We start from the raw sequence: 26,052 nt of genomic DNA, 5'->3' as shown, positions 1-26,052 counted from the left end.
TTCATGCTTGAGAGCCAATCAGCCCTTCTTGCTGCCGAGCACGATCTTGGAGAAGATTGCGAGCGACGCAGCGAAGACGGCCAAACCGAGGTATTCGGCCGTGCCGGCGAAGTCCTTGCCGACGATGGCCAGCGGCGCTTCCGAGCCGCCGTTCGTGACAGACGCGACGATGACACCGGCGAGCACGACACCGACGATGGACTCGCCGACGATGAGGCCCGAGGCGAACAAGGTGCCGCGGCGGAATCCAGCCTTTGCCTCTTCCTCACCGTGCTTCTCCTTCATGTGCTTGCGCAGCAGGTAGCCGAGAACGGCACCGACGACGAGCGGGGTCTGCACGGAAGGCGGCAGGTAGATGCCCATGCCGACGGCGAGCGGCGGCAGGCAGAGGTTGCGCGTCGTGCGCTTGAGCAGCTGGTCGACGACAACGAGGATGACGCCGAGGCCGAGGCCCATGTAGATGTACTCCCAAGCCAGCGTACTCGAGAAGATGCCCTGTGCGATTGTCGTCATCAGGGCTGCCTGCGGAGCGGCGAGTGCCTGCGACGGGTCCATGTCAGGACGCGGCAGGGCGCCCGGGAAGCCGTACGCCTCGTAGAGCAGATTGAGGACCGGCGCGATGACGAGCGCGCCGACGACACAGCCGAGCAGCAGGGCGACCTGCTGGCGCCACGGCGTAGCGCCGACGAGATAGCCTGTCTTGAGGTCCTGCATGTTGTCGTTCGAGATGCAGGCAATCGCCATGATGATGGATGTCGTGAAGATGGCCGTAGCCGTCGCGAACTTCTCACCACCCGGCATGGAGAAGATGCCGAAGGACGAGCAGAGCGCGTACATGACGAGCGAGGCCACGATGATGGCGAGGATGCCGATGCCCGAGATCGGGCTCGAGCTCGTGCCGACGAGGCCGGCCATGTAGGCGCAGGCAGCGGCCACGAAGAAGCCCATGAGGATGGCAACGCCGACGCCGACGAGTGTGAACGTCAGGTTCTCCGAAACCGGCAGGCCCTCCGGGCTGACAAATGCATAGAAGATGCCCAGGAGCCCCATGACCGTCACACTGAAGACCATTGCGATGCTCTGGACGCTCATATCGATGTCCATGCGATGCTTGCCCTTATCCGAGTCCGGCGCATGCATGGCAGCCAGCGACTCCTTGACACCGTCGACGACCGGCTTCGCGAGCATGATGAGCGTCCAGACGGCCGCGACGCCCATGGCGCCGGCACCGATGAGGCGGACGCGCTCCTGGTAGACCGTGCCCGCAAACTTCTGCATCGTCATGCCGTCCGGAAGCGCCCCTGTGATCGTGTAGTACGGCACAAAGCCGGCCCAGGCAATAAGGATGCCGACGAGCATCGAGAGGCCCGCCGCAATGCCGATGAGGTAGCCAGCGCCGACGAGTGCCGTTGAGTAACCGAGCGGCAGCTGCGTCATGCCGCGGCCGACCGGTATCCAGAGCGAGAGCTCCGAGCCGAGCACCTGCAGGGCATTCGTGCAGAAGGCGATGACACCGGCGAGCACGCCGCCCGCGCCGATCTCCTTGATGCCCGAACCGCCCTTCGACTCCTTGGCCGACTTTTCGTGGCTGCCGACCTTGAGGATCTCAGCCGCTGCGACGCCCTCCGGGTAGGCGAGGTCGCTGTGCACGACCATCGCGCGGCGCAGCGGGATCGTGAAGAGCACGCCGAGACAGCCGCCGCAGGCCGAGACAAGCAATGTCTGCCAGAACTCGAAGCCCTGCCAGTAGCCGATCATCAGCATGCCCGGAATGATGAAGATGATGGCAGACAGCGTGCCAGCGGCCGATGCCTGCGTCTGCACCATGTTGTTCTCGAGGATGTTCGAGTTCTTGGCCATCTTGAGCACAGCCATCGAGATGACAGCTGCCGGGATGGCCGACGAAAAGGTCAGTCCGACCTTGAGTCCGAGGTAGACGTTCGATGCCGTGAAGATGACCGTCAAGAGAGCACCGAGCAGCATGCCGCGGACCGTGAGCTCCGGCAGCCGCAATTCGTGCCGCATGAACTCATTTTCTTCCTGTTTCATGTAAATAGCTCCTTATCCGGAACGTGTCCGGTAAATTATGTTTGTACGTCTAGGGCGTACAAACACAAAGTCTATTATATCATAATATTTGACAATGTAAATCAAATTTTCTGATGACAGGAATGTATTCAATGTACAAGTACCGAGAGGATCGTGTAGAGGCAGGTGATGTAGAGCAGGACAAAGATCAGCCGGCGGATGAGCGCCTTGGGCACGTAGGCGAAGATGGCGTGGCCGATGAGGATGCCCAGCACGAGCGCCGGCAGCAGATAGATGCACTCGCCGAGGGCCGGCGCAATCGGCAAGCCGCCGAGCTCATAGCTCGTCAGGGAAGTCACATTGCAGAGGAAGAAGAATACGAAGCAGGTCGCCCGCATGACTTCGACGGTCATCCTGCTGTGGGCCAGGTAAATGAGAAACGGCGGACCGCCCATGCCGGCCGTGATGGATGTGAAACCCGAGAAGATGCCCGTGATCCACGAGTTGCGCGGGCGCTCGCGGATGCGCAGGTGAAAGGCCTGCATCGTGCCGAGCGAGAAGAGCACGATGGCGCTGATGAAGACCTTGAGCATCGCGCTCGAGGCGTGGTCGAAGGCCCAGAAGCCGAGCGGCTGGCCGCAGAGCACGCCGAGGTAGAGCCAGAAGACAAGCCTGAGATTCGCCGTGCGCAGCGCAAAGAGGCCCTGGCAGAAATTGGCACAGCAGGCCAGGAGCAGCATGATCGGCACGGTGAGCTTCGGATCGTAGAAGATCATCAGCAGTGGAGCCGCCACGATGACGAGGCCAAAGCCTGTGATAGACTGCAGGACGGCCGAGAAGAAGATGACAAAGGCTGGTGCCAGATGAGCCTCGAAGCCCACGAGATAAGCGGTCAGCATGTAGATTCCCCCTTTTCCCTCTATCATAGCACCACATGGCTGAGCCGGTCACGCAAAAAAGCCCTGCTCCCCGAATAGCGGGAAACAGGGCGCATGGCGCTTGTCAGTCGCCGAAGAATTCGTTCTCTGCGGCGATGCAGAGCATGTGGTAAACCGGCAGGTGGAGTTCCTGGATGCGGAACGTCTCATCGTCCGGCACACAGATCGTGATGTCCGCGAGGCCGCGGCTCTTGATCTTGCCGCCCGATTTGCCCGTCAGCGCGATCGTGCGGACGCCCTTGACCTTGGCCATCTGCAGGGCGTAGATGACGTTCGTCGAGTTGCCCGACGTCGAGATGGCGAGCAGGACATCGCCCGCGTCGCCCATGCCCAGGAGCTGCTGGGCAAAGGAGAGGTCCGGTGCCTGGTCGTTGGCAAAGGCCGTGTTGAGCGCGACCTGGTTGACCATCGAGAGAGCCGGCAGCGCGCCCTGCAGGTTCTCCATGAAGTAATCCGCCTCCTCCGGGCAGACGGCACGCATCTTCGCTTCCATATCGTCATCGAGCTTGCGCGGCAGCAGGAAGCCCTTCATGAGTTCGCCGACGATGTGCTCGGCGTCTGAAGCGCTGCCGCCGTTGCCGCAGGCGATGAGCTTGTGGCCGGCTGCATAGCTCTCGCAGATGGCCTTGACGGCCTCGATGAGGTCATCGCGGCAAACGGAGAGGGCAGGATAACGTGCGATGAGGTCATCGACCTTCGCAAGTGTGGATGTTTTGGGCATGAGATACACTTCTTTCTATGCGTAGGAACGATATATCAGCGATTGCGGTAGCGGTCAGCCGTGGACTTCGGCTCGTAGTCGTTGCCGCGCGGCTTGATATCTTGGATTGGCGTGCGCATCTGCTGGCTGTCCATCGGCTGCTGGCGCATCTCAAGGTCCTGGCGGTGATCGCGCGGGCTGCTAGCGCTCGTCTTATTGCCGCGGAACTTGTTCCAGAGCCAGCGCACGGCCATGATGGCGACGACGATCAGCAGGCCGTTCATCAAGAGGCCCAGGATGTCGGCGAACATGCCGCTGCCCATGCCGAAGAGGTGCGAGAGCATCGAGCCGAGCAGCATGCCGCCCGCAAAGATGCCGATGCCGCGCATGATGCTGCCGAGGCGGCTCGAGCTCTGCGTGTTCGCGTTAGCGGCGGCCGCATTCGACTTCGCATTCGCGGCCGGCGCATTCTTGTCGAGGCTCTTGGCGTCCTTGGACGGCGCATACGAAGAGCCATTGCCCGAGACTGACTTGCTCGTATTAGCATTATTCGTCGCGCCAGCGGCCGGAGCCTTCGGCGCCGGAGCCGATTTCGGGATGCTCATCTTCGCGCCGCCCTTGGCCGCATAGGCCGTGCTCACGAAGGACGCAGAAGCGGGCAGGACCGGTGCAGCGGAAAGAACCATGGCACCGACCATGAGAGCTGACAGTGTCTTCTTGATATTCATCAACGATTCTCCTTTATATCAAACAAAAATACAAAATGTCTTCTGTATCCATCACTCTTCCCGGTACGACTTGATGTCCTCCGGGAAGGCGTAGATCTCGCCGATCGTGTCGAGCTCGCCCGACAGATAGCGGTCGATGTCGTCGACATCGATGTAGAGCTTGCAGTCGATATCGAGGTAGCCCTGCTCCTTGCCGCCCGACAGGTCGCGGATGGCCATGAGCTTCTCGCGGAGCTTCAAGAGCTCACTGCGCGTCGCGTGGATATCGAGCTTGATCTGCGGGACGCCGTATTCCTTGAGTACCTCATCCATCGTCATGCGCTTTGACATATATGTCATCCTCTCTTTTATCTTTGACTTTTTGATGTTTACATTTTATCGAACCATGCTGAATACTTCCTGAAAAAATGGAAATCCCACGAGACGCGGCAAGACGTCAGAGCTTCTTTTCCGCCGCTTCTTTTGCCAGCAGGCGGTCCAGGATGCGCTGCAGCTGGCGCTTCTGGCGCAGGTGCGACTCGTACTCGAGGTCATTCGAGTCGATGCGCATGCGCTCCTTGAGCAGGTCGATGCTGGCCTGCAGGCGCCGGACGGCTTCATTCTCTGCCATAGTATGACTTCCTTTCGTGATTTGCTCTTGTTCCCTATTATACAGGAAAATAAAGGCGCCGACAATCGAGAAGGCCGGTCAGATTTTCCCCAGCAAATCATGGTATACTGGAGTCAATGTACAAAGAATCCAGAACATGAGGTGATATGATGATTGATTTCCACGAACTGCAGCAGCGCGACCTGCAGGCCATCGGGCAGCAGAAGCAGCGCCTGCAGCGCCTCGTGCTGCTGCGCAGCGCTTCCTTCCTCGCCATGATCTTCGCCTTTGCCGCGGGCTTTGACGGGCACCGCCTCGGCACACTCCTCGGCGTCCTGCTGCTCGCCGCCTTCCTGCTGCTCGTCCGCCGCCACCAGCAGGCCTCCTTCGAAAAGCTCTTGACGGAGAGCCATCTCGGCTGCGTGCAGTCCTTCCTCGACCGAAAGTCGGGCAAGTGGCGCGGCTTCGCAGACGACGGCCACGACCTCATGCGTGAAGACCGCCCACTGGAAGCCGACCTGCCCATCCTAGGCCGCGCCTCTCTCTATCAGTATCTCACGTCTGCGCGGACAAAAGCCGGCCGCCAAAAGCTCGCCAGCTGGCTCTCCCCCTTCCCCGAGTCCACCGACGCAATCCTGCTGCGCCAGCAAGCCGTCCGCGAGCTCAGCGAGTCTCCACAGGAGCTCCTGGTCCTCGAGGCCCGCAGCCACCTGCTGCCGCTCGGCACCGACCTCTCGGATTTCTGCACGATGCTCGAGCAGGATAACGTCAGGAAGAGCACAGCCCTGCGCCTGCTCTCCTACCTGCTGCCGGGCCTCTCCTTCATCGCGCTCGCGCTCTCCCTCGCAGGCCAGCTGGACATCACCGTGCCGGGCCTGCTCTTCTCGCTGCAGCTGCTGCTCACCTTCCTGCTGCTGCGCCGCAGCCAAGCCTTGCTCGCCCCGCTCATGGCACTGCCGCAGGAACTCAGCGTCTACGAGCAGCTGCTCGCCAAGATGGAAGCGGCAGACTACAAGAGTCCGCTGCTGCTCACCATCCAGAAGAACATGCGCGAGCAGCGCGCCTCAGAGGGACTGCACCACCTTGCGGGGCTCGCCGACCTCGCCGCCATGCGGCGCAACATCTTCTTCTTTCTCGTGGCCAACGCCGCCTGCCTCTATGATCTCCACTGCACGGCGCGCGCCTTCGCCTGGAAGGAACAGTACGGCCGCCAGTTGCGCCGCCACCTCGCATCCTGGGCCGAAGTCGAAGCCCTGCTCTCCCTCGCCACGCCCGCGCTCACGCGCGAAACCTTCTGCTGGCCCAAACTGCACGCCGGCAACCCGGACCTCGATGCACATGCCGTGACACCGCTGCTAATTGAAGAAGCAAAGGCCGTGCCGAACGACGCCGCCTTCCAGGCCGGCACCTGCATCATCACGGGCTCGAACATGAGCGGCAAGACGACGTACATGCGCACGCTTGCCACCTCCGCTATCCTCGCCTACGCCGGCGCCCCCGTCTGCGCCAAAGCCTTTGCCTTGACGCCGATGGCGGTCTACACCTCCATCCACGTCAGCGACGACCTCTCGCGCGGCATCTCGACCTTCTACGCCGAAATCCTGCGCATCCGCCAGATGGTCGAGGCCAGCCAGGAAGAGCGGCCGCTCTTGCTATGCATCGACGAGATCTTCAAGGGCACGAACTCCGCCGACCGCATCACAGGAGCCGCCGAAGCCATCAAGCGCCTCACGCGCGACTGGTGCATCACCCTCGTCACCACCCACGACTTCGAGCTCTGCGACCTCCAGTCGCCAAATGGCCTGCCCATCGAGAACTTCCACTTCGAAGAGTCGTACCAGGATGACAAGATCCACTTCGACTTCAAGATCCGCCCCGGCCGCTGCCACACCACCAACGCCCGCTACCTGCTCAAGATGGCCGGCATACTCTCCTGAAACACAGGAGAATCGCATCACAAAAGCGGTAAGCTGCAAGTATCTATGAACTTGCGGCTTACCGCTTTTTCGCAAAAATGAGCGCGCAGGGAGGTATTTCGGCTTCATCGCTCCGCTGAATGTGCCCTATGACAGGCCTCCCATAGAGGCCGCCTCGCCGCCTGCCACGGCGTTCCGACATCGCATGCTAAGCTGCTTTTGGTCAGGGCACAGCCCTTCGGGCAAATCGCTCCGCTCTTGCAGGCGAAATACCTCCCTGCGCTCAAACGCCAGAGCAGCGCCGCAAGACGATACTGCCTGCGAACCGCCATTCCAGTGACTTGCCATCGCGAAGATTGGATATAGCAGCTTCCGCACGAAGGGGCAGGGTGGACATAAGCGAAGCGTTTGGCAATCTGCGTGAAGAATCGATTTTTTCCCCACCAAGACCCTGGCAAAAGAGCATCGTCCAAGCGAAGCGCGTTTCGCTCTTTTGTCAGGATGCATTGAAAGGGAAAAAATCGATTTAGCAGATTGCCGCCGCGCAGCGCTGTCCCCCCTGCCCCTTCGTGCGAGTAGTACTACACCTTACTTCTGGAATCTAAAAGCTGCTTTGCCCGGATAGACCGCGCTTGCGCCGAGCTCTTCCTCGATGCGCAGCAGCTGGTTGTACTTGGCGACACGCTCCGAGCGGGACGGGGCGCCCGTCTTGATCTGGTTCGTGTTGAGCGCGACAGCGAGGTCCGCGATCGTCGTGTCCTCCGTCTCGCCCGAGCGGTGCGAGACGATTGCCGTGTAACCCGCCTCATGCGCCATCTTGATGGCCTCCAGCGTCTCCGACAGCGTGCCGATCTGGTTGAGCTTGATGAGGATGCTGTTGCCGCAGCCGAGCTCGATACCCTTCTTCAGGCGCTTCGTGTTCGTGACAAAGAGGTCATCGCCGACGAGCTGTACCTTGTCGCCGAGCTCCTTCGTCATCTTCTGCCAGCCTTCCCAGTCCTCCTCATCGAGGCCGTCCTCAATGGAGTAGATCGGGTACTTCTCGATGAGGCTCTTCCAGTGCGCGATGAGCTCATCCGACGTGAACTCCTTGCCCGACTTCGGCTGCTTGTAGAAGCCCTTGCCCTTCTCGCTCTTCCACTCCGACGAAGCCGCATCCATCGCCAGCACGAAGTCGCGGCCCGGCTCGTAACCCGCATTGCGGATGGCCGTCAGGATGTGCTCGATCGTGTCCTCGTCGCTCTTGAGGTTCGGCGCGAAGCCACCCTCATCGCCGACAGCCGTCGTCTGCCCTTCCTTCTTGAGCAGCGCCTGCAGCGCATGGAAGACCTCCGTCGCCCAGCGCAGTCCCTCGCGGAAGGACGGTGCGCCGGCCGGCATGATCATGAACTCCTGCGTGTCGACCGAGTTCGTCGCATGCGCGCCGCCGTTCAAGATGTTCATCATCGGCACCGGCAGGTGATTGCCGCTGATGCCGCCGAGGAAGCGGTAGAGCGGGAGGTCGAGCGATACGGCCGCGGCCTTTGCCGCTGCGAGCGAGACGGCGAGGATGGCGTTCGCGCCGAGGTTCGACTTGTCTTCCGTGCCGTCGAGCTTGAGCATGATGGCATCGACTGCATAGATGTCCGACGCATCCGCGCCGATGAGAGCCGGGGCGATCTTCTCGTTGATGTTCGCGACGGCCTTCGAGACGCCCTTGCCGCCGAACTTCGCCTTGTCGCCGTCGCGGAGCTCGAGCGCCTCGAACTCGCCCGTCGAAGCGCCCGACGGAGCAGCGGCGCGGCCGACGGAGCCGTCCTCGAGCGTGACTTCTGCCTCGACCGTCGGATTGCCGCGCGAATCGATGATTTCACGGCCGATGACCTGCATGATCTGTAAGTATGCTTTCATGGGGATTACCTCCTGATATTCGTTCTCATTTACAAATCCAGTATATCATAGATGAGATTTGTTTTCAATAGTGACCGTCACTTTTTTCTTCGCCTTTATTATAAGGAACGAGCATCGCTGTGTTCTGTCACAAATGCGACAGAACGCTAAGAAAAATTATGCGGTATGCACTTTATTGAAATTTTTTCCTCGTTCTATATATTTTTTCTCGAAAATACGAGACAAATGTCCTTTTCTATGGTATTATAGAGTCTGTTACATACAACTGTACACATATCGAGGACACAAAACGACTAGGAGGCTATTATGGAATCATTCATCCCCATACTCAATGCCATCGACTCCTTCATGTGGGGTCCGCCGCTCATCACGCTGCTCGTCGGCACGGGCATCTATCTGACCATCCGCCTGAAGCTCCTGCAGGTCTTCCGCCTGCCGAAGGCGCTCAGGCTGATCTTCAAGGCCCAGAACAACGGCCGCGGTGATGTCTCAAGCTTCAAGGCGCTCTGCGTCGCCCTCGCCGCCACGGTCGGCACGGGCAACATCGTCGGCGTCGCCACGGCTGTCAAGGTCGGCGGCCCTGGCGCCATCTTCTGGATGTGGGTCGCTGCCTTCTTCGGCATGGCCACGAAATACTCGGAAGGCCTCCTGGCCGTCAAGTTCCGCTCCATCGACGAGAAAGGCGAGATTGCCGGCGGCCCGATGTTCTACATCCGCAACGGCATGGGCGAGAAGTGGAAGCCGCTCGCGACGTTCTTCGCGCTCGCCTGCATCGGCGTCGCCTACTTCGGCATCGGCACCTTCCCGCAGGTCAACGCCATCGTCGACAGCATGCAGATCTCCTTCGGCTTCCCGAAGATCGCGACAGACGTCATCCTGACCGTCTTCATCGCCGCCATCACGCTCGGCGGCCTGCAGAGCATCGCCAAGGTCGCCTCCGGCATCGTGCCGTTCATGGCCCTGACGTACGTCGCCATCAGCCTTGGCCTCATCATCCTCAACCTCGATCAGGTCCCGGCTGCCATCGCCATGATCATCAACGATGCCTTCACGGGCGCCGCCGCTGCCGGCGGCTTCGCCGGCTCGACCGTCATGATGGCCATGCAGAACGGCGTCGCGCGCGGCGTCTTCTCCAATGAGTCCGGCCTCGGCTCGGCGCCGATTGCCGCCGCTGCCGCCAAGACGAAGTGGCCGGCTGAACAGGGCCTGATCTCGATGACGGGTACCTTCATCGACACGATCATTATCTGCTCCATGACGGGCCTCGCCCTCGTCATAACGGGTGTCTGGCAGGGCGATGCCGCCGGCGCGGCGATGACGAGCGCTGCCTTCGCCAGCGCGTACGGCTTCTTCGGCAGCCAGCTCCTGACGATTGCCCTCGTTCTCTTCGCCTTCACGACGATCCTCGGCTGGAACTACTACGGCGAGCGCGCCTGCATCTACCTCTTCGGCAACAAGGGCGTCCTGCCGTACCGCCTGATCTTCATAGCGCTGATCGCATCCGGTGCCTTCCTCAAACTCGAGGCCATCTGGATCCTCGCCGATATCGTCAACGGCCTCATGGCCATCCCGAACCTCATCGCATTGATTGCCCTCTCCGGCGTCATCGTCGCTGAGACGAACAAGTACATGAACCGCCACAAAAAGGCCGCACAGCCTTCTTCGGATAAATAAAACACGCGTCACCAAAAAGCCGCCACTCCTCTTAACTGGAGCGGCGGCTTTTTCGCGCGCATGCCTTTACAGCGGCGCCGTTCCGTCATAAAATAATAAGAACACCACGCAGGAATCGAGAAAATGCGACAGAAAGGGGTTTTCTCTACGGACATGACGGAATCATTTGAATCAGCGCTCGCGAAGACCAGGCGCGAGGTCTTCCTCGAGGGCGTCCACGACGGCATGCCGATCGCGCTCGGCTACTTCGTCGTCTCGTTCACGCTCGGCATCGCCGCCCGCAATGCAGGGCTCGACCCGCTGCAGGGCTTCCTCGCGAGCTTCTTCAACAATGCCTCGGCCGGCGAGTACGCGGGCTTCACGGTCATCGAGGCGGACGCGCCCTACCTCGAGATCGTCCTCATCACGCTCGTCGCCAACGCGCGCTACATGCTCATGAGCTGCGCCCTCTCGCAGAAGTTCCAGCCGGGCACCTCGATCTGGCATCGCATCTTCGTCGGTTTCGACGTGACCGACGAGATCTTCGGTATCACGATCGCGCGCAAGGGCCCGCTGAACCCCTACTACAACTACGGGGCCATGGCGCTCGCACTGCCGGGCTGGGCCGTCGGCACGTCGCTCGGCGTCGTCGCAGGCAACATCCTGCCGCCTGCCGTCGTCAGCGCCCTCTCCGTCGCGCTCTACGGCATGTTCCTCTGGGTCATCATCCCGCCGGCCAAGAAGAACCACATCGTCGGCGGCCTCGTGCTCGCGAGCTTCGCGCTCAGTTACCTCGCCTCCATCCTTCCGGGGATTGCCTCATGTTCCTCCGGCACGCGCACGATCATCCTGACTGTCCTGATCGCGGGCATCGGCGCCGCACTCTTCCCCATCCGCGAACCACAGGGACAAGACGGCTCCCAGGAAGGAGATGACCGCCATGCAGCATGACATCTACATCTATCTGCTCTTGATGAGTGCCGTGACGCTCGCAATCCGCATCGTGCCGCTGACGCTCATCCGCGGCCAGATCAAGAACGGCTTCCTGCGCTCCTTCCTCTTTTACGTGCCCTACGTGACGCTGGCCGTCATGACCTTCCCTGCCATCACCGAAGCCACGCAGACGCCCGTGAGCGGCGCGCTGGCCCTCGTTTTCGGCATCGGCCTCGCCTGGTACGGCGCGAGCCTCTTCAAGGTCGCCTCGGCCTGCTGCCTCGTCGTCTTCCTCACAGAGCTCGTGCTCGTCGCCTGACCATCTCCACATGCCAAAAAGCCTCTGGCTTCCTCAACGAGGAGCCAGAGGCTTTTTATATGCAAGTTCAGCTATCACGGTTAGGCGTACACCCCTCGGCGGAGCCATCGGAGCTTGCCAGTTCCTCATACATGAAATGCCCATCGATCAGCGTCGCGTAGAAGACCTTGCCGTAGTTGACATTGTCGGCCTGGCGCCAGATGGCGAAGACCTGCTTGTCGCGCCCCTTCACCGTGTGGACGCAATACGTCATGCAGTGCGGGCGGTCCGGCTCGCGGACGGTCTGCTCCCAGACCATTTTCGTCATGCGCTCCCGGTCACAGGGGCAGACGACATTCGGCGCGTACTCCTGCGTGAACTCCATGAACTCGCGGATATTGCGGCATTCGAGCATCTCGACCATCGTCTTGTTGACGAAGAGGATCTTGCCGTCCGGCTTCGCCTCCGAGACGAGCAGGGCCGTCGGCAGGTTCTTGGTGATTGTCTCGAGGTTGAAGCCGAGCGACGTGCGGTTCAGGCTCTCCATCGAGGGCTCATAGGCGCGATAATGGTTGCGGCCGCGCAGCTTGACGGCGTAGAGCGCCGTGTCCGACTCGTGGAAGAGGCGCGAGAGCGGCATGCCATCGCCGCGGTAGAACGTGTAGCCGATAGAGACAGAAAACGAATGCGTCTCACCGTCATACGTGAAGGACTTCTTCTTGTTGGAGAACGCCTTGACGGCGGCCTGTGCCACCTCTGGCTCCGCGTCCTTCATGAAGACGACGAACTCATCGCCGCCATTGCGGCCGATGATCTGCTCGTGGCCGAAGTTCTCGACAAGATCCCGCGCCAAAGTGCGCAGAGCCTCGTCGCCAGCCATGTGTCCGTGCAGGTCATTGATGAACTTGAAGCCGTCGAGATCGAGGCTGACGAGCGCGCCATGCGAGGCAGGATGCTCCCTAAGCCAGTCTGCAATCTCCTTGTCGAGGCCCATGCGGTTGAGCAGGCCCGTCAGCACATCGTGCTGCGACATGTAAGTGAGATTGCCCTGCGAGGCCGCCACCTTCCCGACCATCGCCTGGAAATTGCGGCTGAGTTCACCGATGTCATCGAGCTGCGTGTCGTACAGCTTGATATCGTAGTTGCCCTCGCCGACTTCCTTCGCCGCTTCGATGACGCGCTGCAAGCGCTCTGACAGGCGGTTGATCATGTAAATCGGCAGCAGCGAAGCCATGATGCAGACAGCGATGAGGCCCATGCCCATCTGCATCATGGCCCGGTGCGTGCGACTGTAGATCTGCGGCTTCTGGCGCAGGTCGATGATGTTCATGCGATTGCGCAGGGCCCTGATGCCCGCAATGCTCTCCTGGCCATCCCAGCTGTACCGCAGCATCTCATCATCCGTCCGTCCCGCTTCGGCAACCGTTTCGGGCGGATCGACGAGCCGGATGCCCTTCTCCGCCACAGGAGTGCCAAGAGGTGCCTCCGGCGAATACTCCATCGAGCCCGTGGCATCGCACAGCATGATCATGCCGTGCTCGCCCTTCGGCGGGTTGGCGTAGAGCCTGTCGATGAAGGCCTGGAAGTCTATGTCGATGCCGACAATCGCGACCATGACGCCGTCCTTGTAGATGGGGCGGAGGTACGAGATGATGTAGCGATTCAAGTAAGGAGAATAGTACGGCTGCGTCCAAGCGGCCCCGCCCTAATCCATCAGATAGGCAAAGGCGAGCACATGGCGCGGAGCCGTGTGACCAATTTCCTCTTGCTGCTTGGCCAGGACATCGTAGAATGTCGAGTCGCGGCCATTGGAAGCCTTCCAGAGCGCCGAGATATTCTCGGATGGATAGTAGAGATAGTACGAGCAGATGATGTGGAGATTCGTACTGGCATCCTGGAAGTCGTGGTCGACCGACCGTGCCAGATGCTGCCGGAAGGAGAGGTCGCGCAGCTGCGCAGGATCGTCGACCTTCCGTGAGATGGCATTGGCCGTATAATTGACGATATTCTCGGAACGCAGGAGCTCATCGTCGATGATTGTCGCCGTCGTGTCGACGAGGTGGTTCATATTCTGAATTTCATAGTCGTAAGTCAGGTGGGAGATGGTCCAGAGGCTGATGCCTCCCACACAGAGAGCCATCAGGATCATGCCAGCCAAGCACACCGCCAAAACTTTTCGTTTCAGTGAGTAAAACAGCTTCATCCAAAGATCCTTCCTGCCTGTCAGTACGGAGTCAGCCAGAACGCCCTCACATAACTGCGGCCTGCATCTCATGGATACAGATTATTCTTTCCAAACATTTTTCCATAACGGATTCTATATAGTATTCTCCACCATCCCCGCGAAATCCTGTCACTCCTTCAAGTATTTTTGTCCCCCCCGAGAGGACAAGGTTCTTTTGCCGTGACCAAATCCTCCGGATTGGGCTTATGGCTCTCGGGGAAAAAGACCCTGAGCACTCTCTCCTCCTGCGGCTTGCCGAGGTAGGCGCCGAGCAGGAAGAAGGCGAGCGAGACGGTGATGCCGATGGTGATCTGGTGAAGCCCCATGAACTTGAAGCCGAGGCCCTGCGTCAGGCAGTAGGCAATCGTGCCGCCGCCCATGGAGAGAATGGCGCCGAGCTTGTTGGCCCGCCGCCAGAAGAGGCCCAGGAGAAGCGTCCAGAAGAACGCCGTCTCAAGGCCGCCGAAGGCGAACATGTTGATGAGCCAGATGAGGCTCGGCGGCGTCATGGCAATGCAGAAGACGATGACGCCGATGACGGCCGTCGCCACGGTCGAGAGGCGGCGCAGCTGGCGGCCGGTGACCGTGCGGCCATGCTTCTCGGCATGGTGCAGGTAGACATCCTTGACGATAGCCGACGACGCGACGATCAAAAGGCCTGAGATCGTCGAGATTGATGCCGCAAGGGGCCCGATGATGGCGAGGCCGACGAGTGCCGGCGGCAGCGCCGTGACAATCGTCTTCGGGATGATGTAGTCGACGCCGCCGTAGCTCGCAAGCGGTCCTGTCAGCACGCCGTGCGCGAGGATGCCCGTGAAGTTGATGCCGATGTTCATGAAGCCGACAACGACCGTGCCGATGAGCATGGCCTTGTGCAGACTCTTCGTGTCCTTGTAGCTGATGCCGCGCACGACCGACTGCGGCAGGGCGATCGTGCAGATGCCGACGAGGATCCACTGCGTCAAGTAGAGCCCCACTGGCATGTGGCCGCCCGAGAGCGGCTCGAGCATCTCCGGGTGGTTGGCATGGATATTCGCCATGATGGCCGCGTAGCCGCCGCCCGCCTCGAGGACGTAGTAGAGCAGGAGCGCAATGCCGATCATCATCATGATGGCACAGCACGTATCCGTGATGGCCACGGCACGGAAGCCGCCGATGCTCGTGTAGAGCACGACGACGAGTCCGAAGAGCAAGAGGCCCATCTCATAGCTGTATCCCGTGACCGTCGCGAAGAGCTTCGCGCCGCCGACGAACTGCGCCGTCATCGTGCCGCAGAAGAACAGCACGATGATGAAGGCCGCGAGCGTCGCCAGTCCGTCCGACTGGAAGCGCTCGCGGATGATGTCGACGACCGTGACCGCGTCGAAGCGGCGCGAGAGCATGGCCACGCGCTTGCCGAAGATGCCGAGCACAAGGAAGATGGCCGTGACCTGCACGACCGCCATGTAGACCCAGCCGAAACCGATCTGCCAGGCCATGCCCGGCCCGCCGACGAACGAGCTGACGGAACTGTACGTCGCCACCGTCGTCATCGCGAGCACAAAGCCGCCGAGGTCGTGATTGCCGATGAAATACGTCTGCACGAAGTTCTTGCCGGCATTCTGCCGGCGCACCCAGAAGCCGATTGCCACCATGAAGCCCATAAAAACGAGCAGCGGCAGCAGGGCGGAAAGATTTCCCTCACTTGTCATGGCGGACCTCCTCTTCCGAATCGTCAAGGCTCATGTCCACAAATACGGTCGCCGTTAAGATCTTGACGCCGATGATGGCAAAGAGCCAGATGCCGATGGTCGCGGTCCAGACCCAGAGAGGCAGGTGGAAGAACTCCACCGGAATCCCCGCTAGACCAAAGCCGGCGGCGACCCACGCCCCGATGAGAATCAGCAGCAGCAGGGCCGTCCCCGCCGCCTCTTTTCGTACCTGCCGGTACTTCTCGTAGTTATTCATTGTTTTCCTCCTTTGTACAGTCGCATCCCCATTGATGCGTACCGTCATCCCCTATGATGGCACGAAGGAGAGATTTTGTCAAAAAAAGAGGAGCTGCGGAGAAGCTCCGCAGCCCCATTGGGTAGAGAAAAGTATATCAAACGGTCAGTCCAGAACCTTGAAGGCCTGGTCGAGATCGTAAATGATATCATCGATGTGCTCCGTGCCGATGGACAGGCGAATCGTCGACGGCGTGATGCCGGACGCAGCGAGCTCCTGCTCGTTCATCTGGGAGTGCGTCGTCGAAGCCGGATGGATGACGAGCGACTTGACGTCCGCGACATTGGCCAGCAGGCTGAATACCTGCAGGTGGTCGATGAACTTCTTGGCCGCCTCAGCGCCGCCCTTGATCTCGAACGTGAAAATCGAGATGCCGCCATTCGGGAAGTACTTCTTGTAGAGCTCATGATCCGGATGATCCGGGAGAGCCGGATGATTGACTTTCGCGACATGCGGGTTCTTGGCAAGGTAGTCGACGACCTTGAGCGCGTTCTCAACGTGACGCTCAACGCGCAGCGACAGCGTCTCCGTACCCTGCAGCAGCAGGAAGGCATTGAACGGTGAGAGCGTAGCGCCCTCATCGCGCAGGATCAGCGTGCGGATGTACGTCGCAAAAGCTGCCGCGCCGACATCTTTGGCAAAGCTGATGCCATGGTAGCTCGGGTTCGGCTCGACGAACTGCGGGAACTTGCCCGAGGCAATCCAGTCGAACTTGCCGCCGTCGACGATGACGCCGCCGAGCGTCGTGCCGTGGCCGCCGATGAACTTCGTAGCCGAGTGGACGACGATGTCCGCGCCATACTCGAACGGGCGCAGCTGATACGGCGTCGCGAACGTGCTGTCGACGACGAGCGGGATGTTGTGCTTGTGCGCGATGTCAGCGACAGCCTGGATGTCGATGAGGTTGGCATTCGGATTGCCGATGGACTCGATGTAGACAACGCGCGTGTTCTCCTTGATAGCCTCCTCGAAGACCTCGACGCCTTTCGTCGGGTCGACGAACGTCGTCTCGATGCCGTAGTTCGGGAAGGTGTGCTCAAAGAGGTTGTAGGTGCCGCCGTAGATCGTCGTAGCCGCGACGATGTGCTGGCCGTGGTGTACGAGTGCCTCGAGTGCATACGTGACAGCCGCAGCGCCAGAAGCGACGGAGACAGCTGCGACGCCGCCCTCGAGTGCCGCGATGCGCTTGGAGAATACATCCTCCGTCGGGTTCGTCAGGCGGCCGTAGACGTTGCCGGCATCCTTGAGTGCGAAGCGATCCGCTGCATGCTGTGCATTGTGGAAGACGAACGACGTCGTCTGGTAAATCGGCACAGCGCGCGCATCCGTAGCAGGATCAGCCTGCTCCTGGCCAACGTGCAGCTGCAGCGTCTCAAAATGATACTTTCTCTCTTCACTCATGAAAACCGGCCCCTTTCAAAAAAGCTTGTTGCTCGTAAACATACTTGATTAATATGTTTACATTATAGTTGTAACCATGTAACTTGTCAAGCTAAGATCGCGAAAAAATCAGGACTTGGCCGCCGTTTTTTTCGCGCTGTCCGCAGCGGCTGAACCCCTGTCCAGCGGCCAGAGGAAACCGTGCAGGTCAGCGTCGCGGATGACGCGGTCCATGCAATTCAGCGCGAGGTACGAAGCCGTACCCGAAGATGAGTACTCGTCATCGAAGAAGTCAGAGGCCTTCTTGTGGACGAGCTTGTCCTGCGCGCGATCGTAGACGATGAGCTGGACCTCTGCACGGCTGTGCAGGATCATGCCGCGGTCCCAGTACCAGCTCATCGTCGTATACTGCTCATACGCCGCGACAACAGGGATGACGACGAGGTCAGCCTGGAGCTTCTCGGCAATAGGCTTTGCCATGTCCTTGATGCGGACCTTGCCCGTCATATCCCCCTCCACCTCGTCCCAGGCGGTGAGGCAGTCCTTCTCGGGGATGTAGGTGACGGCCTTGAGCGTCGCATTGAGCGGTACGTGCAAAGCGCGGTCAATCTTCCTCTCCAGCTGGTCCTGCACCGAAGCGTCCGGCTGCTGCCAGCTCTCGATGACAAGCGGGAACTGCGCAATGCGCTGCGGCTGTCTTTCCGCCGCCAGAGCCGGGACCGCGAGGATGAGCAAGAGCAGCATGGCGATGCACGAGCGAGTGATGATGTTTCGCATGGGAATACCTCCTTTAGTTTTTGGCGATGGAGTTACGTTTGGGGATGGATGGGATGGGTAGGGTTGACATCGAGGGGTGGAGGCGGGGCTAGTGCGGCCGGCAGGGGCAGGGCCAACGCTCCGTAGCGCAGCTGGCTAAAAGATTTTTCAGCCTTTAATATAGCCTTGAAAAGGAACGAAAACGCGCTGCGCTTGAACGATTGTTCTTTTCAAGGGAAGTGGTGTGGGCTGAAAAATCTTTCTTGACGCCAGCTGCGAACACTCCGCTCCTGTCCCCGCCCCTCCCGACATGCCACGCCACAAGTGCCTGCCTCGGGGGCGGCCCTTGGATTGTTACTTGCCCCACCCAAGACAGGATGAAGTTTCACCTTGCCTTACTAGACAGAAATATTCCCTCGGCCATGGTAGGTGATTCAATAGATGCGCTCAAAAGGAATGTTCGAGAGCAACGGGGCCCAAGACCCGAGCGAGGCCACTGCCGTAAATGGAGCATTTGCGATGGCCGTCAAGAAAATGTCCGAGAGCACCGAAGCCAAAGGCCGTGGCCGGTGCGCTGACGTAAGCGAAGCTTTGGCAATGGCCGTCAAGAAAATGTCCAAGAGAAACGAAGCCAAAGGCTGTGGCCGAGGCGCTGACGTAAGCGGAGCTTTGGCGATGGCCGTTAAGAAAATTTTTTCAGGCTACAAGCTGTCCTTGCCGTGAATCGTCGTCCAAGCGAAGCGCGTTTAGATTCCCGGCAAGGCTTGATTAAATGCCTAAAAAAATTTTTAGGCCATCGCCGAGCGCAGCGTCGGCAGTGCCTCGGCCACAAGCCGTCTCCCTTTGCCAGAACCCCTGATCCCATCAATCTCAGTGGATTGCCTTCTTCTTGAAGCGCCCGCCGACGATGTCGTGGACGGCGTTTATGGTGACGAAGGCATTCTCGTCTTTTTCGAGCACGATTTCCTTGAGCTTGTCGACCTCAAGGCGCGTGACGACGCAGTAGAGAACTTCCTTCGGCTCGCCGGTGTAGCCGCCCTGACCGTGCAGCAGCGTGACGCCGCGGCCCAGGCGGTCGTTGAGGGCCGACGTGATCTCATCGTGCTCATTCGTGACGATCATGACGGCGTACGACTCGTCGAGGCCCTTGATGACGACGTCGATCATCTTCGAGATGACGAAGTAGGCGACGAGCGAGTACATCGCCTTGTCCCAGCCGTAGAGAAGGCCCGCACTCGACAGGATGAAGAGGTTGATGAACATGACGACCTCGCCGACCGAGAAGACCGACTTGCGGTCCATGATGATGGCGACGATCTCCGTGCCGTCGAGCGAGCCGCCCGCGCGGATGATCAGGCCGACGCCGAGACCGTCGATGATGCCGCCGAAGATCGCTGCGAGGAACGGGTCATCCGTGACCTTCGGCAGCGGCGCAAATACCGCCGACCAGACCGACAGGATGCAGATGGCAATCGTCGTCGCAATCGCGAAGTTCTTGCCGATCTGCTTGTACCCGAGATAGAGGAACGGGATGTTCAAGAGCACGAGGAACACGCCGAGCGACAATCCCGTGATCGATGACATCATGATCGAGATACCGACGACGCCGCCGTCGATGACATTGTTCGGGATCAGGAAAAGCTCGAGGCCGATTGCCGCGATCAGCGCACCGACAAAGATCATCAGGTACTTCTTGACATAGAACGAAGCCTTGCGGTGCTGGCGGATGACAGATTTTGCCTTCGCCTCCGTCACGCCGGGCAGGCTGTGGATATCACTCATACAATTCTCCTACTTTCCAATTGGTTTTCTTCCTATATAACTTTATTATAGCGAAAAAGTATACGCTCATCCATGAAATTATCGTGAAAAAGCTTCCATCTGTTACAAAAATCTTTTCGTATTGCTCATTCGTGAAAGCCGCCTAGCCTTCGCACGCCTTTCTTCGTATTCTTTCATATTGTTTGCTGGTTATGATTGACTTTGATTGACTTTGATGATATTATGAAAATACAGAAAGGGTGAAAGCCATGCTTACGGAAGAACGATATGCGACCATCCTGCGCATCCTCAAAGAGAAACAGGCTGTGACAGTCCCCGAGCTCACCCGGGCGCTCTGCACATCGGAATCCACCATCCGGCGCGACCTGACCGCGCTCCACAAGCGCGGCATGCTCTACAAGGTCTACGGCGGCGCGACCTCCATCGACAGCAACTACACCGCGATGGAAGAAGACATGCCGACCAAGAGCAGCCGCTGCACCGAAGAGAAGATCGCCATCGCGCGACGGGCGGCCAGCCTTGTGACCCGCAAGGACTTCGTCTACATCGACGCCGGCTCCACAACCCTGCACATGGTGGACTTCCTGCAGGAACGCCAGGCCGTCTACGTGACAAACGGGCTGCCCCATGCCTCGCGACTGTCCCTCAAGGGCTTCAAGGTCTTCCGGCTCGGTGGCCGCCTCAAGGCTGTCACCGAGGCCGTCATCGGCACGGAAGCCCTGCATAACCTGGAGCTCTACAATTTCACCAAAGGATTCTTCGGTGCCAATGGCATCAGCATCAAGTCCGGCTTCTCCACGCCGGACTCGAGCGAAGGCCTCGTCAAGAGCGAAGCCCTCTCGCGCTGTGAGCACGCCTACGTGCTGGCCGATCAGTCGAAATTCAACAAGATCTCGCCGATCACCTTCGCCAACATCTCGAGTGCGACCATCATCACCGGACATCTAAGAGACAAGAAGTATCGGGATTGCACGACAATCCTGGAAGGAGAGTAAGAGAAGAATGATCTACACCGTAACTTTCAACCCCTCGCTCGACTACATCGTCCGCCTCGATTCCTTCACGGCCGGCGAAATCAACCGCGTGAACTACGAGCAGGTCCTCGGCGGCGGCAAGGGCATCAACGTCTCCATCGTCCTCGGCAACCTCGGCCATGAGAGCACGGCTCTCGGCTTCACGGCCGGCTTCACGGGCGAAGAGATCAAGCGCCAGCTCGACGGCTTCGGCGTCAAGCACGACTTCGTCCAGCTGCCGGAGGGCTTCACCCGCATCAACGTCAAGGTCAAGGCCGATAAAGAGACGGAGATCAACGGCCAGGGCCCGGACATCAGCGAGGCCAAGCGCGAAGAGCTCTTCGAGAAGCTCGACAAGCTCAGCAAGGGCGACACGCTCGTGCTCGCCGGCTCCATCCCGAAGACGCTGCCGGACGACATCTACGAGAAGATCATGGCCCGCCTCGAGGGCCGCGGCATCCGCATCATCGTCGATGCCGAGAAGAAGCTCCTGCTCAACGTCCTCAAGTACCATCCGTTCCTCATCAAGCCGAACAACCATGAACTCGGCGACATGTTCGGCGTTAAGCTCACGACGGACGAGGAGATCATCACCTACGCCAAGAAGCTCCAGGAGAAGGGCGCACAGAACGTCCTGATCTCGATGGCCGGCGACGGCGCCATCCTGCTGACGGCAGACGGCAAGCACTACAAGAGCCCTGCTCCGAAGGGCAAGCTCATCAACTCCGTCGGCGCCGGTGACTCGATGGTCGCAGGCTTCATCACGGGTTACATCGAGTCGCAGGGCGACTTCGAGACGGCCTTCCACATGGGTGTTGCCACGGGCTCCGCTTCCGCATTCAGCGAGAACCTCGCCACGCGTCCGGAAGTCGAAGCACTCTTAAAGACAATCATCTGATTCATTCTACATACAGTGTAAGGAGAGGAAACTATGCGTATTACTGACTTGCTCAAGAGCGAGAGCATCGCGCTTGGCCAAAAGCCTGCTGACAAACAGTCGGCAATCCGTCAGCTCGCTGACCTCATGGCAGCCTCTGGCAATCTTTCCGACAAGGAACAGTACCTCAAGGATGTCTTCGCCCGCGAAGCTTCCGGCACGACGGGCCTCGGCGACGGCATCGCAACGCCGCACGCCAAGAGCACTGGCGTCAAGGAAGCAGGCCTCGCCGCTATGACGGTGCCTGAAGGCATGGACTTTGAGTCCATGGACGGCAACCCGGCCCGCCTGTTCTTCATGATCGCCGCTCCGGATTCCGCCAACGATGCACACATCCAGATCCTGCAGCAGCTCGCCATGATGATCATGGACCCTGACTTCAAGGAAGCCCTGATCGCCGCCAAGACGAAAGAGGAGTTCCTGCACCTCATCGACCTCAAGGAAGATGGCAAGTTCGAAGCGCCGAAGGCTGAGGCCGCAGAAGGCGACAGTGCAGCCGCCGAGGAAAAACCGGCCAGCGACCACATCCAGGTCCTCGCCGTCACGGCCTGCCCGACGGGCATCGCCCACACCTTCATGGCAGCCGAGAGCCTCGAACAGCACGCCAAGAAACGCGGCATCTCCATCAAGGTCGAGACGAACGGCTCCGGCGGTGCCAAGAACATCCTGACGGACGAAGAGATCGCCGCAGCGGACGGCATCATCGTCGCCGCCGACAAGAACGTCGCCATGGCCCGCTTCAACGGCAAGAAAGTCGTCATCACGAAGGTCGCCGACGGCATCAACAAGGCCGATGAACTCATCGACCGCGCCCTCAAGGGCGATGCGCCGGTCTACCATGCATCGGGCAGCGACACGGAAGAGAGCGCTGCTGACGTCCAGGGCGAGAGCCTCGGCCGCCAGATCTACAAGCACCTGATGAACGGCGTCTCCCACATGCTGCCGTTCGTCGTCGGCGGCGGTATCCTCATCGCCCTCGCCTTCCTGTTCGATGATTACTCCATCGACCCGAAGAACTTCGGCTCCAACACGCCGCTCGCAAAATTCTTCAAGGATATCGGCGGAGCCTCCTTCGGCTTCATGCTGCCGGTCCTCGCCGGTTTCATCTCCATGTCGATTGCAGACCGTCCGGGCCTTGCGGTCGGCTTCGTCGGCGGCGCACTCGCCGGTACGACGGGCTCCGGCTTCCTCGGCGCACTGATCGCCGGCTTCCTCGGCGGCTACATCGTCAACTTCCTCAAGAAGGCATCGAAGTGCCTGCCGGAATCCCTCGAAGGCATCAAGCCGATGCTCATCTATCCGTTCTTCGGCATCCTGATCATGGGCTTCATCAGCCTCTTCATCATCGCGCCGCCAGTCTCTGCCATCAACGGCTGGATGGTCGACACGCTGAAGAACATGGATCCCTCGGCCCGCATCTTCATGGGCATGATCGTCGCCGGCATGATGGCCGTCGACATGGGCGGCCCGATCAACAAGGCTGCTTACGTCACGGGCACGGGTCTCCTGGCCTCCGGTGAGTTCCACGTCATGGCTGCCGTCATGGCAGGCGGCATGGTTCCGCCGCTCGCAATCGCCCTCTGCACGACGTTCTTCAAGAACCGCTTCACCGAGAGCGAGCGCAAGGCCGGCGTCACGAACTACGTCATGGGCCTCTCCTTCATCACCGAGGGTGCCATCCCGTTCGCCGCAGCTGACCCGCTGCGCGTCATCCCGGCCTGCGTCGTCGGCTCCGCCGTCACGGGTGCCCTGACGATGGCCTTCGACTGCACGCTGCGCGCACCGCACGGCGGCATCTTCGTCGTCCCGACCATCGGCAACCCGCTGATGTACCTTGTCTCTATCCTCGTCGGCGCCGTCGTCGGCTGCCTGATCCTCTCCATCCTCAAGAAACCGCTCAAGGACGGCGAAGACAAGTAATCTCATTGCACAAAATACTAAGAGCGCTGAACCGCGTATATCGCGGTTCAGCGCTCTTTTTTATGACACTTCATGTTATCCACAAAGAAATCCACAGGTGTGGATAACATGGTAACAGGAGAGAAGTCTCTCATTTTCTTACAATAATATATACAGGTGCCTGTGCATACTGTGGCTAAAATCCCCGTCACTTATTCACAAAATCTGTGGATATTGTGGATAAATTCGTGGATAACCCAATATATACGCATGAATGCTGCCATTATTCCTATATCTTGGGGTTTCTATGACCCATTTTCGCACGCCGGCCTGTGGATATCTCAAAGTGGCTGAGCAGACTTTATGCACAGCCTGCCGTTCACTTCCAGTCCCGATACGGATGGCGAATCAGGCTCGCGTTGTAGTAGCGCGCATCGCCCGAGACTTCCGCCCCGACCCAGTCGGGCTTAATGAATGCGGCATCCTCTGCAGGCAGCTCGATCTCCGCTACGACGAGCCCTTCATTCGCGCCGGCAAAGACGTCGACCTCCCAAGTATAGCCCTCATATGGTACAAGATAGCGCCGCTTCTCGATGAGCGGCTGCTCGCAGAGCGCGAGCATCGCCTCCGCGTCGGCTAAGGGTATCTCGTACTCGTACTCCGCGCGCCGTATGCCCGCATTGCGCCCCTTGACCGTCAGATAGCCCTTCTCGCCCTTGATGCGCACGCGCACCGTGCGCTCCGGCACGGTGGACAGGTACCCCTGCGCGATGCACACGCCGTTTGCCTGCGGCCGCCAGCCCTCCTTGACGAGGAATTTTCGTTCAATCTCTGCTGCCATGATGTTTCATCCTTTCTCTATGCGTCTTCCCCCATTCTACCATCTATCCATCCTTTTTTCAGGCATAGCCGCTACGATATACGGTGGATATCGATAAAGTAATTGCACATCGTGCGCGCTTTCCTTATAATGTAACTATGAATATCCCCTGCTGGAATAGCAGGGATTTATATTTGATTTTGTGAAAAAGAAGGTATCATCTTGCAAACGAATCCAATCCCGCCTCGCCAGCCGCGCCGTTCACGCCGCCGGCACCGAGGGCTCCTCTGGGGACTCCTGATTATCGCCTTTATCGCGGCCGCCGCCATGGGCGCACTCTTCGCCTCGAACAGCCTGCTCGACAAATCATCCGATGATGTCGTAGAGGACGGCCTGCTGACGGCCAAGGACAAGACGACGATCATGATCATGGGTGTCGATGAGCGCGACGACGATGTCGGCCGCAGCGATACCTTGATGGTCGCGACGCTCGACCCGAAGAAAGACCATGCTGCTCTGATGTCCATCCCGCGCGATACACGCGTCAAGATCAAGGGCCACGGCTGGGATAAGATCAATGCAGCCTACGCCTACGGCAGCGCCAAGGGCGGCCCAGAAGCGGGCGAGAAGCTCACACAGCGCACCGTCGAGGACTTCCTCGGCGTCAACATGGATCACTACGTCGTCATCAACATCCAGGCGTTCCAGAAGATCATTGACGCCATCGGCGGCATCGACATCGATGTCGAGAAGCGCATGTACTACGAAGACCCCTGGGATGACGACGGCGGCCTGATCATCGACCTCCAGCCGGGCATGCAGCACATGGACGGCAAGACGGCCGTCACCTACGTGCGCTACCGCGACGAGGAGGGCGACATCGGCCGCATCAAGCGCCAGCAGAAATTCATGAAGGCCTGCATGGACAAAATCACATCCCCGGCCATCATCCCGAAACTGCCAAACGTCATCAGCGAGGTCATGTCCTCCGTCAAGACCGACCTCTCCTTCCGCCAGCTGCTCGAGTTCGCCGGCACGCTCAAGGAAGCCCAGAAGAATGGCCTCAAGACGGAGATGGTACCGGGCAAGCCGCTCTACATCGACGGCGTCAGCTATTGGATACCGGACCTGCACAAGTTGCGCACGACGCTCGCCGAGACGCTTGGCATCACGCTGAACGCCAGCGAGAAAGCACAGCTCGACCGCGCCCAGCATGAGTACGAGAGCTCTATCCCGGCTGGTGCGACCTCTTCGCCATCCACGACAAAGGCGAAGAGCAGTTCAAACACGAGCAGTGCCAAGAGTTCGAGCAAGAGTTCTTCCTCGAGCAACAGCTCTCAGAGCTCGACTTCGCGCAGCACAAGCCGCTCGAGCTCCGAGGGTGCGAGCGAGCACTCCACGAGCAGTTCCCACGCGGGCAGCGCGCACACGACAGCCGCTCCGGCAGAGACGGCACCAGCCGCCCCGACGCGCAGCAGCAACACCGCCAAGACGCAGTGACATCACTTTACTGAAACGAATACGAGCCTTTCCCGACAATTCATGGAGGATACCGCCATAAACTGTCGAAAGGGCTCGTTTT

General features: G+C 59.7%; 24 protein-coding genes. 9 read left to right on the top strand and 15 right to left on the bottom strand.

The window, feature by feature from the left end:
• Window positions 1–18 precede the first annotated feature (18 nt).
• The 6 genes from T518_RS08440 to T518_RS08415 form a co-directional block, all read right to left on the bottom strand.
• Window positions 19–2,049 carry an OPT family oligopeptide transporter gene (locus T518_RS08440; RefSeq protein ID WP_036378226.1) on the bottom strand — a complete coding sequence of 677 codons (2,031 nt, stop codon included), beginning with the start codon at window positions 2,047–2,049 and terminating at the stop codon, window positions 19–21.
• A 128-nt stretch (window positions 2,050–2,177) separates the two neighbouring features.
• Window positions 2,178–2,927 (bottom strand): sulfite exporter TauE/SafE family protein, encoded by a 750-nt coding sequence (locus T518_RS08435; protein ID WP_051652263.1) that lies wholly within the window; start codon window positions 2,925–2,927, stop codon window positions 2,178–2,180.
• A 103-nt stretch (window positions 2,928–3,030) separates the two neighbouring features.
• Window positions 3,031–3,687, bottom strand: coding sequence for a D-sedoheptulose-7-phosphate isomerase (locus T518_RS08430; RefSeq protein WP_036378224.1), 657 nt, complete (start codon window positions 3,685–3,687; stop codon window positions 3,031–3,033).
• A 35-nt stretch (window positions 3,688–3,722) separates the two neighbouring features.
• Window positions 3,723–4,394: a hypothetical protein gene (locus T518_RS08425; protein WP_036378223.1), complete on the bottom strand. Its 672-nt coding sequence runs from the start codon at window positions 4,392–4,394 to the stop codon at window positions 3,723–3,725.
• Between the two features lie 51 nt (window positions 4,395–4,445).
• A complete protein-coding gene (locus tag T518_RS08420; protein WP_036378221.1) occupies window positions 4,446–4,724 on the bottom strand; it encodes a hypothetical protein in 279 nt (92 codons plus the stop codon).
• Window positions 4,725–4,830: 106 nt separating this feature from the next.
• Entirely contained in the window at window positions 4,831–5,004 is a 174-nt protein-coding gene (locus T518_RS08415) for a hypothetical protein (protein ID WP_036378219.1), read from the bottom strand.
• A gap of 149 nt (window positions 5,005–5,153) precedes the next feature.
• On the opposite strand from T518_RS08415, the gene T518_RS08410 reads away from it, so the two are divergent.
• A complete protein-coding gene (locus T518_RS08410) occupies window positions 5,154–6,920 on the top strand; it encodes a MutS-related protein (protein WP_051652262.1) in 1,767 nt (588 codons plus the stop codon).
• A gap of 567 nt (window positions 6,921–7,487) precedes the next feature.
• Here T518_RS08410 and eno read toward each other — a convergent pair.
• A complete protein-coding gene (gene eno, locus T518_RS08405; protein ID WP_036378215.1) occupies window positions 7,488–8,789 on the bottom strand; it encodes a phosphopyruvate hydratase in 1,302 nt (433 codons plus the stop codon).
• Between the two features lie 306 nt (window positions 8,790–9,095).
• Here eno and T518_RS08400 point away from each other — a divergent pair, with 306 nt between their 5' ends.
• From T518_RS08400 to T518_RS08390, 3 genes are all read left to right on the top strand, one after another.
• Window positions 9,096–10,463, top strand: coding sequence for an alanine/glycine:cation symporter family protein (locus T518_RS08400; protein ID WP_036378213.1), 1,368 nt, complete (start codon window positions 9,096–9,098; stop codon window positions 10,461–10,463).
• A 153-nt stretch (window positions 10,464–10,616) separates the two neighbouring features.
• On the top strand, window positions 10,617–11,393 hold the full coding sequence (locus T518_RS08395) for an AzlC family ABC transporter permease (protein ID WP_036378212.1): 777 nt from the start codon (window positions 10,617–10,619) through the stop codon (window positions 11,391–11,393).
• Window positions 11,383–11,694 carry an AzlD domain-containing protein gene (locus tag T518_RS08390; RefSeq protein WP_036378211.1) on the top strand — a complete coding sequence of 104 codons (312 nt, stop codon included), beginning with the start codon at window positions 11,383–11,385 and terminating at the stop codon, window positions 11,692–11,694. Before T518_RS08395 ends, T518_RS08390 begins: the two co-directional genes overlap by 11 nt.
• Before the next feature lie 67 nt (window positions 11,695–11,761).
• Here T518_RS08390 and T518_RS11440 read toward each other — a convergent pair whose 3' ends face one another.
• The 6 genes from T518_RS11440 to T518_RS08360 all read right to left on the bottom strand — a co-directional run bounded on the left by T518_RS11440 (window position 11,762) and on the right by T518_RS08360 (window position 18,040).
• Window positions 11,762–13,339 (bottom strand): diguanylate cyclase domain-containing protein, encoded by a 1,578-nt coding sequence (locus T518_RS11440; RefSeq protein ID WP_051652261.1) that lies wholly within the window; start codon window positions 13,337–13,339, stop codon window positions 11,762–11,764.
• 39 nt (window positions 13,340–13,378) lie between these two features.
• Window positions 13,379–13,813, bottom strand: a complete 435-nt coding sequence (locus T518_RS08380) for a hypothetical protein (protein WP_162177222.1) — start codon at window positions 13,811–13,813, stop codon at window positions 13,379–13,381.
• Between the two features lie 221 nt (window positions 13,814–14,034).
• Window positions 14,035–15,588 carry a sodium/pantothenate symporter gene (panF, locus tag T518_RS08375; RefSeq protein WP_036378208.1) on the bottom strand — a complete coding sequence of 518 codons (1,554 nt, stop codon included), beginning with the start codon at window positions 15,586–15,588 and terminating at the stop codon, window positions 14,035–14,037.
• Window positions 15,578–15,844 carry a DUF997 family protein gene (locus tag T518_RS08370; RefSeq protein WP_036378207.1) on the bottom strand — a complete coding sequence of 89 codons (267 nt, stop codon included), beginning with the start codon at window positions 15,842–15,844 and terminating at the stop codon, window positions 15,578–15,580. The genes panF and T518_RS08370 overlap by 11 nt, the downstream gene beginning before the upstream one ends.
• 144 nt (window positions 15,845–15,988) lie before the next feature.
• On the bottom strand, window positions 15,989–17,284 hold the full coding sequence (locus tag T518_RS08365; RefSeq protein WP_036378205.1) for an O-acetylhomoserine aminocarboxypropyltransferase/cysteine synthase family protein: 1,296 nt from the start codon (window positions 17,282–17,284) through the stop codon (window positions 15,989–15,991).
• A 108-nt stretch (window positions 17,285–17,392) separates the two neighbouring features.
• The gene (locus tag T518_RS08360) at window positions 17,393–18,040 is read right to left on the bottom strand and encodes a hypothetical protein (protein ID WP_036378201.1); all 648 of its coding nucleotides are present in this window, start codon (window positions 18,038–18,040) and stop codon (window positions 17,393–17,395) included.
• A 498-nt stretch (window positions 18,041–18,538) separates the two neighbouring features.
• On the opposite strand from T518_RS08360, the gene T518_RS08355 reads away from it, so the two are divergent.
• Window positions 18,539–18,742 carry a hypothetical protein gene (locus tag T518_RS08355; protein ID WP_155948113.1) on the top strand — a complete coding sequence of 68 codons (204 nt, stop codon included), beginning with the start codon at window positions 18,539–18,541 and terminating at the stop codon, window positions 18,740–18,742.
• A gap of 147 nt (window positions 18,743–18,889) precedes the next feature.
• Here the strand turns inward: T518_RS08355 and T518_RS08350 are convergent, their stop codons facing one another.
• The gene (locus tag T518_RS08350; protein ID WP_248617174.1) at window positions 18,890–19,801 is read right to left on the bottom strand and encodes a YitT family protein; all 912 of its coding nucleotides are present in this window, start codon (window positions 19,799–19,801) and stop codon (window positions 18,890–18,892) included.
• 248 nt (window positions 19,802–20,049) lie between these two features.
• Here T518_RS08350 and T518_RS08345 point away from each other — a divergent pair, with 248 nt between their 5' ends.
• From T518_RS08345 to T518_RS08335, 3 genes are read left to right on the top strand one after another with little or no spacing between them, the layout of a single operon-like run.
• Complete coding sequence (locus tag T518_RS08345; protein WP_036378192.1) at window positions 20,050–20,796, top strand: DeoR/GlpR family DNA-binding transcription regulator; 747 nt, start codon at window positions 20,050–20,052, stop codon at window positions 20,794–20,796.
• 7 nt (window positions 20,797–20,803) lie between these two features.
• Window positions 20,804–21,712, top strand: coding sequence for a 1-phosphofructokinase (pfkB, locus tag T518_RS08340; RefSeq protein ID WP_036378187.1), 909 nt, complete (start codon window positions 20,804–20,806; stop codon window positions 21,710–21,712).
• Between the two features lie 33 nt (window positions 21,713–21,745).
• Window positions 21,746–23,671: a PTS fructose transporter subunit IIABC gene (locus tag T518_RS08335; protein WP_036378183.1), complete on the top strand. Its 1,926-nt coding sequence runs from the start codon at window positions 21,746–21,748 to the stop codon at window positions 23,669–23,671.
• 358 nt (window positions 23,672–24,029) lie between these two features.
• On the opposite strand, the gene T518_RS08330 is transcribed toward T518_RS08335, so the two are convergent.
• Window positions 24,030–24,491, bottom strand: coding sequence for a CYTH domain-containing protein (locus tag T518_RS08330; RefSeq protein WP_036378179.1), 462 nt, complete (start codon window positions 24,489–24,491; stop codon window positions 24,030–24,032).
• A gap of 195 nt (window positions 24,492–24,686) precedes the next feature.
• On the opposite strand from T518_RS08330, the gene T518_RS08325 reads away from it, so the two are divergent.
• Complete coding sequence (locus tag T518_RS08325; protein WP_036378174.1) at window positions 24,687–25,970, top strand: LCP family protein; 1,284 nt, start codon at window positions 24,687–24,689, stop codon at window positions 25,968–25,970.
• Window positions 25,971–26,052: the final 82 nt, after the last annotated feature.

The sequence above is a fragment of the Mitsuokella jalaludinii DSM 13811 genome (assembly GCF_000702905.1).
Lineage (GTDB): Bacteria > Bacillota > Negativicutes > Selenomonadales > Selenomonadaceae > Mitsuokella > Mitsuokella jalaludinii.
This window is presented reverse-complemented; position numbering and strand designations above follow the sequence as displayed.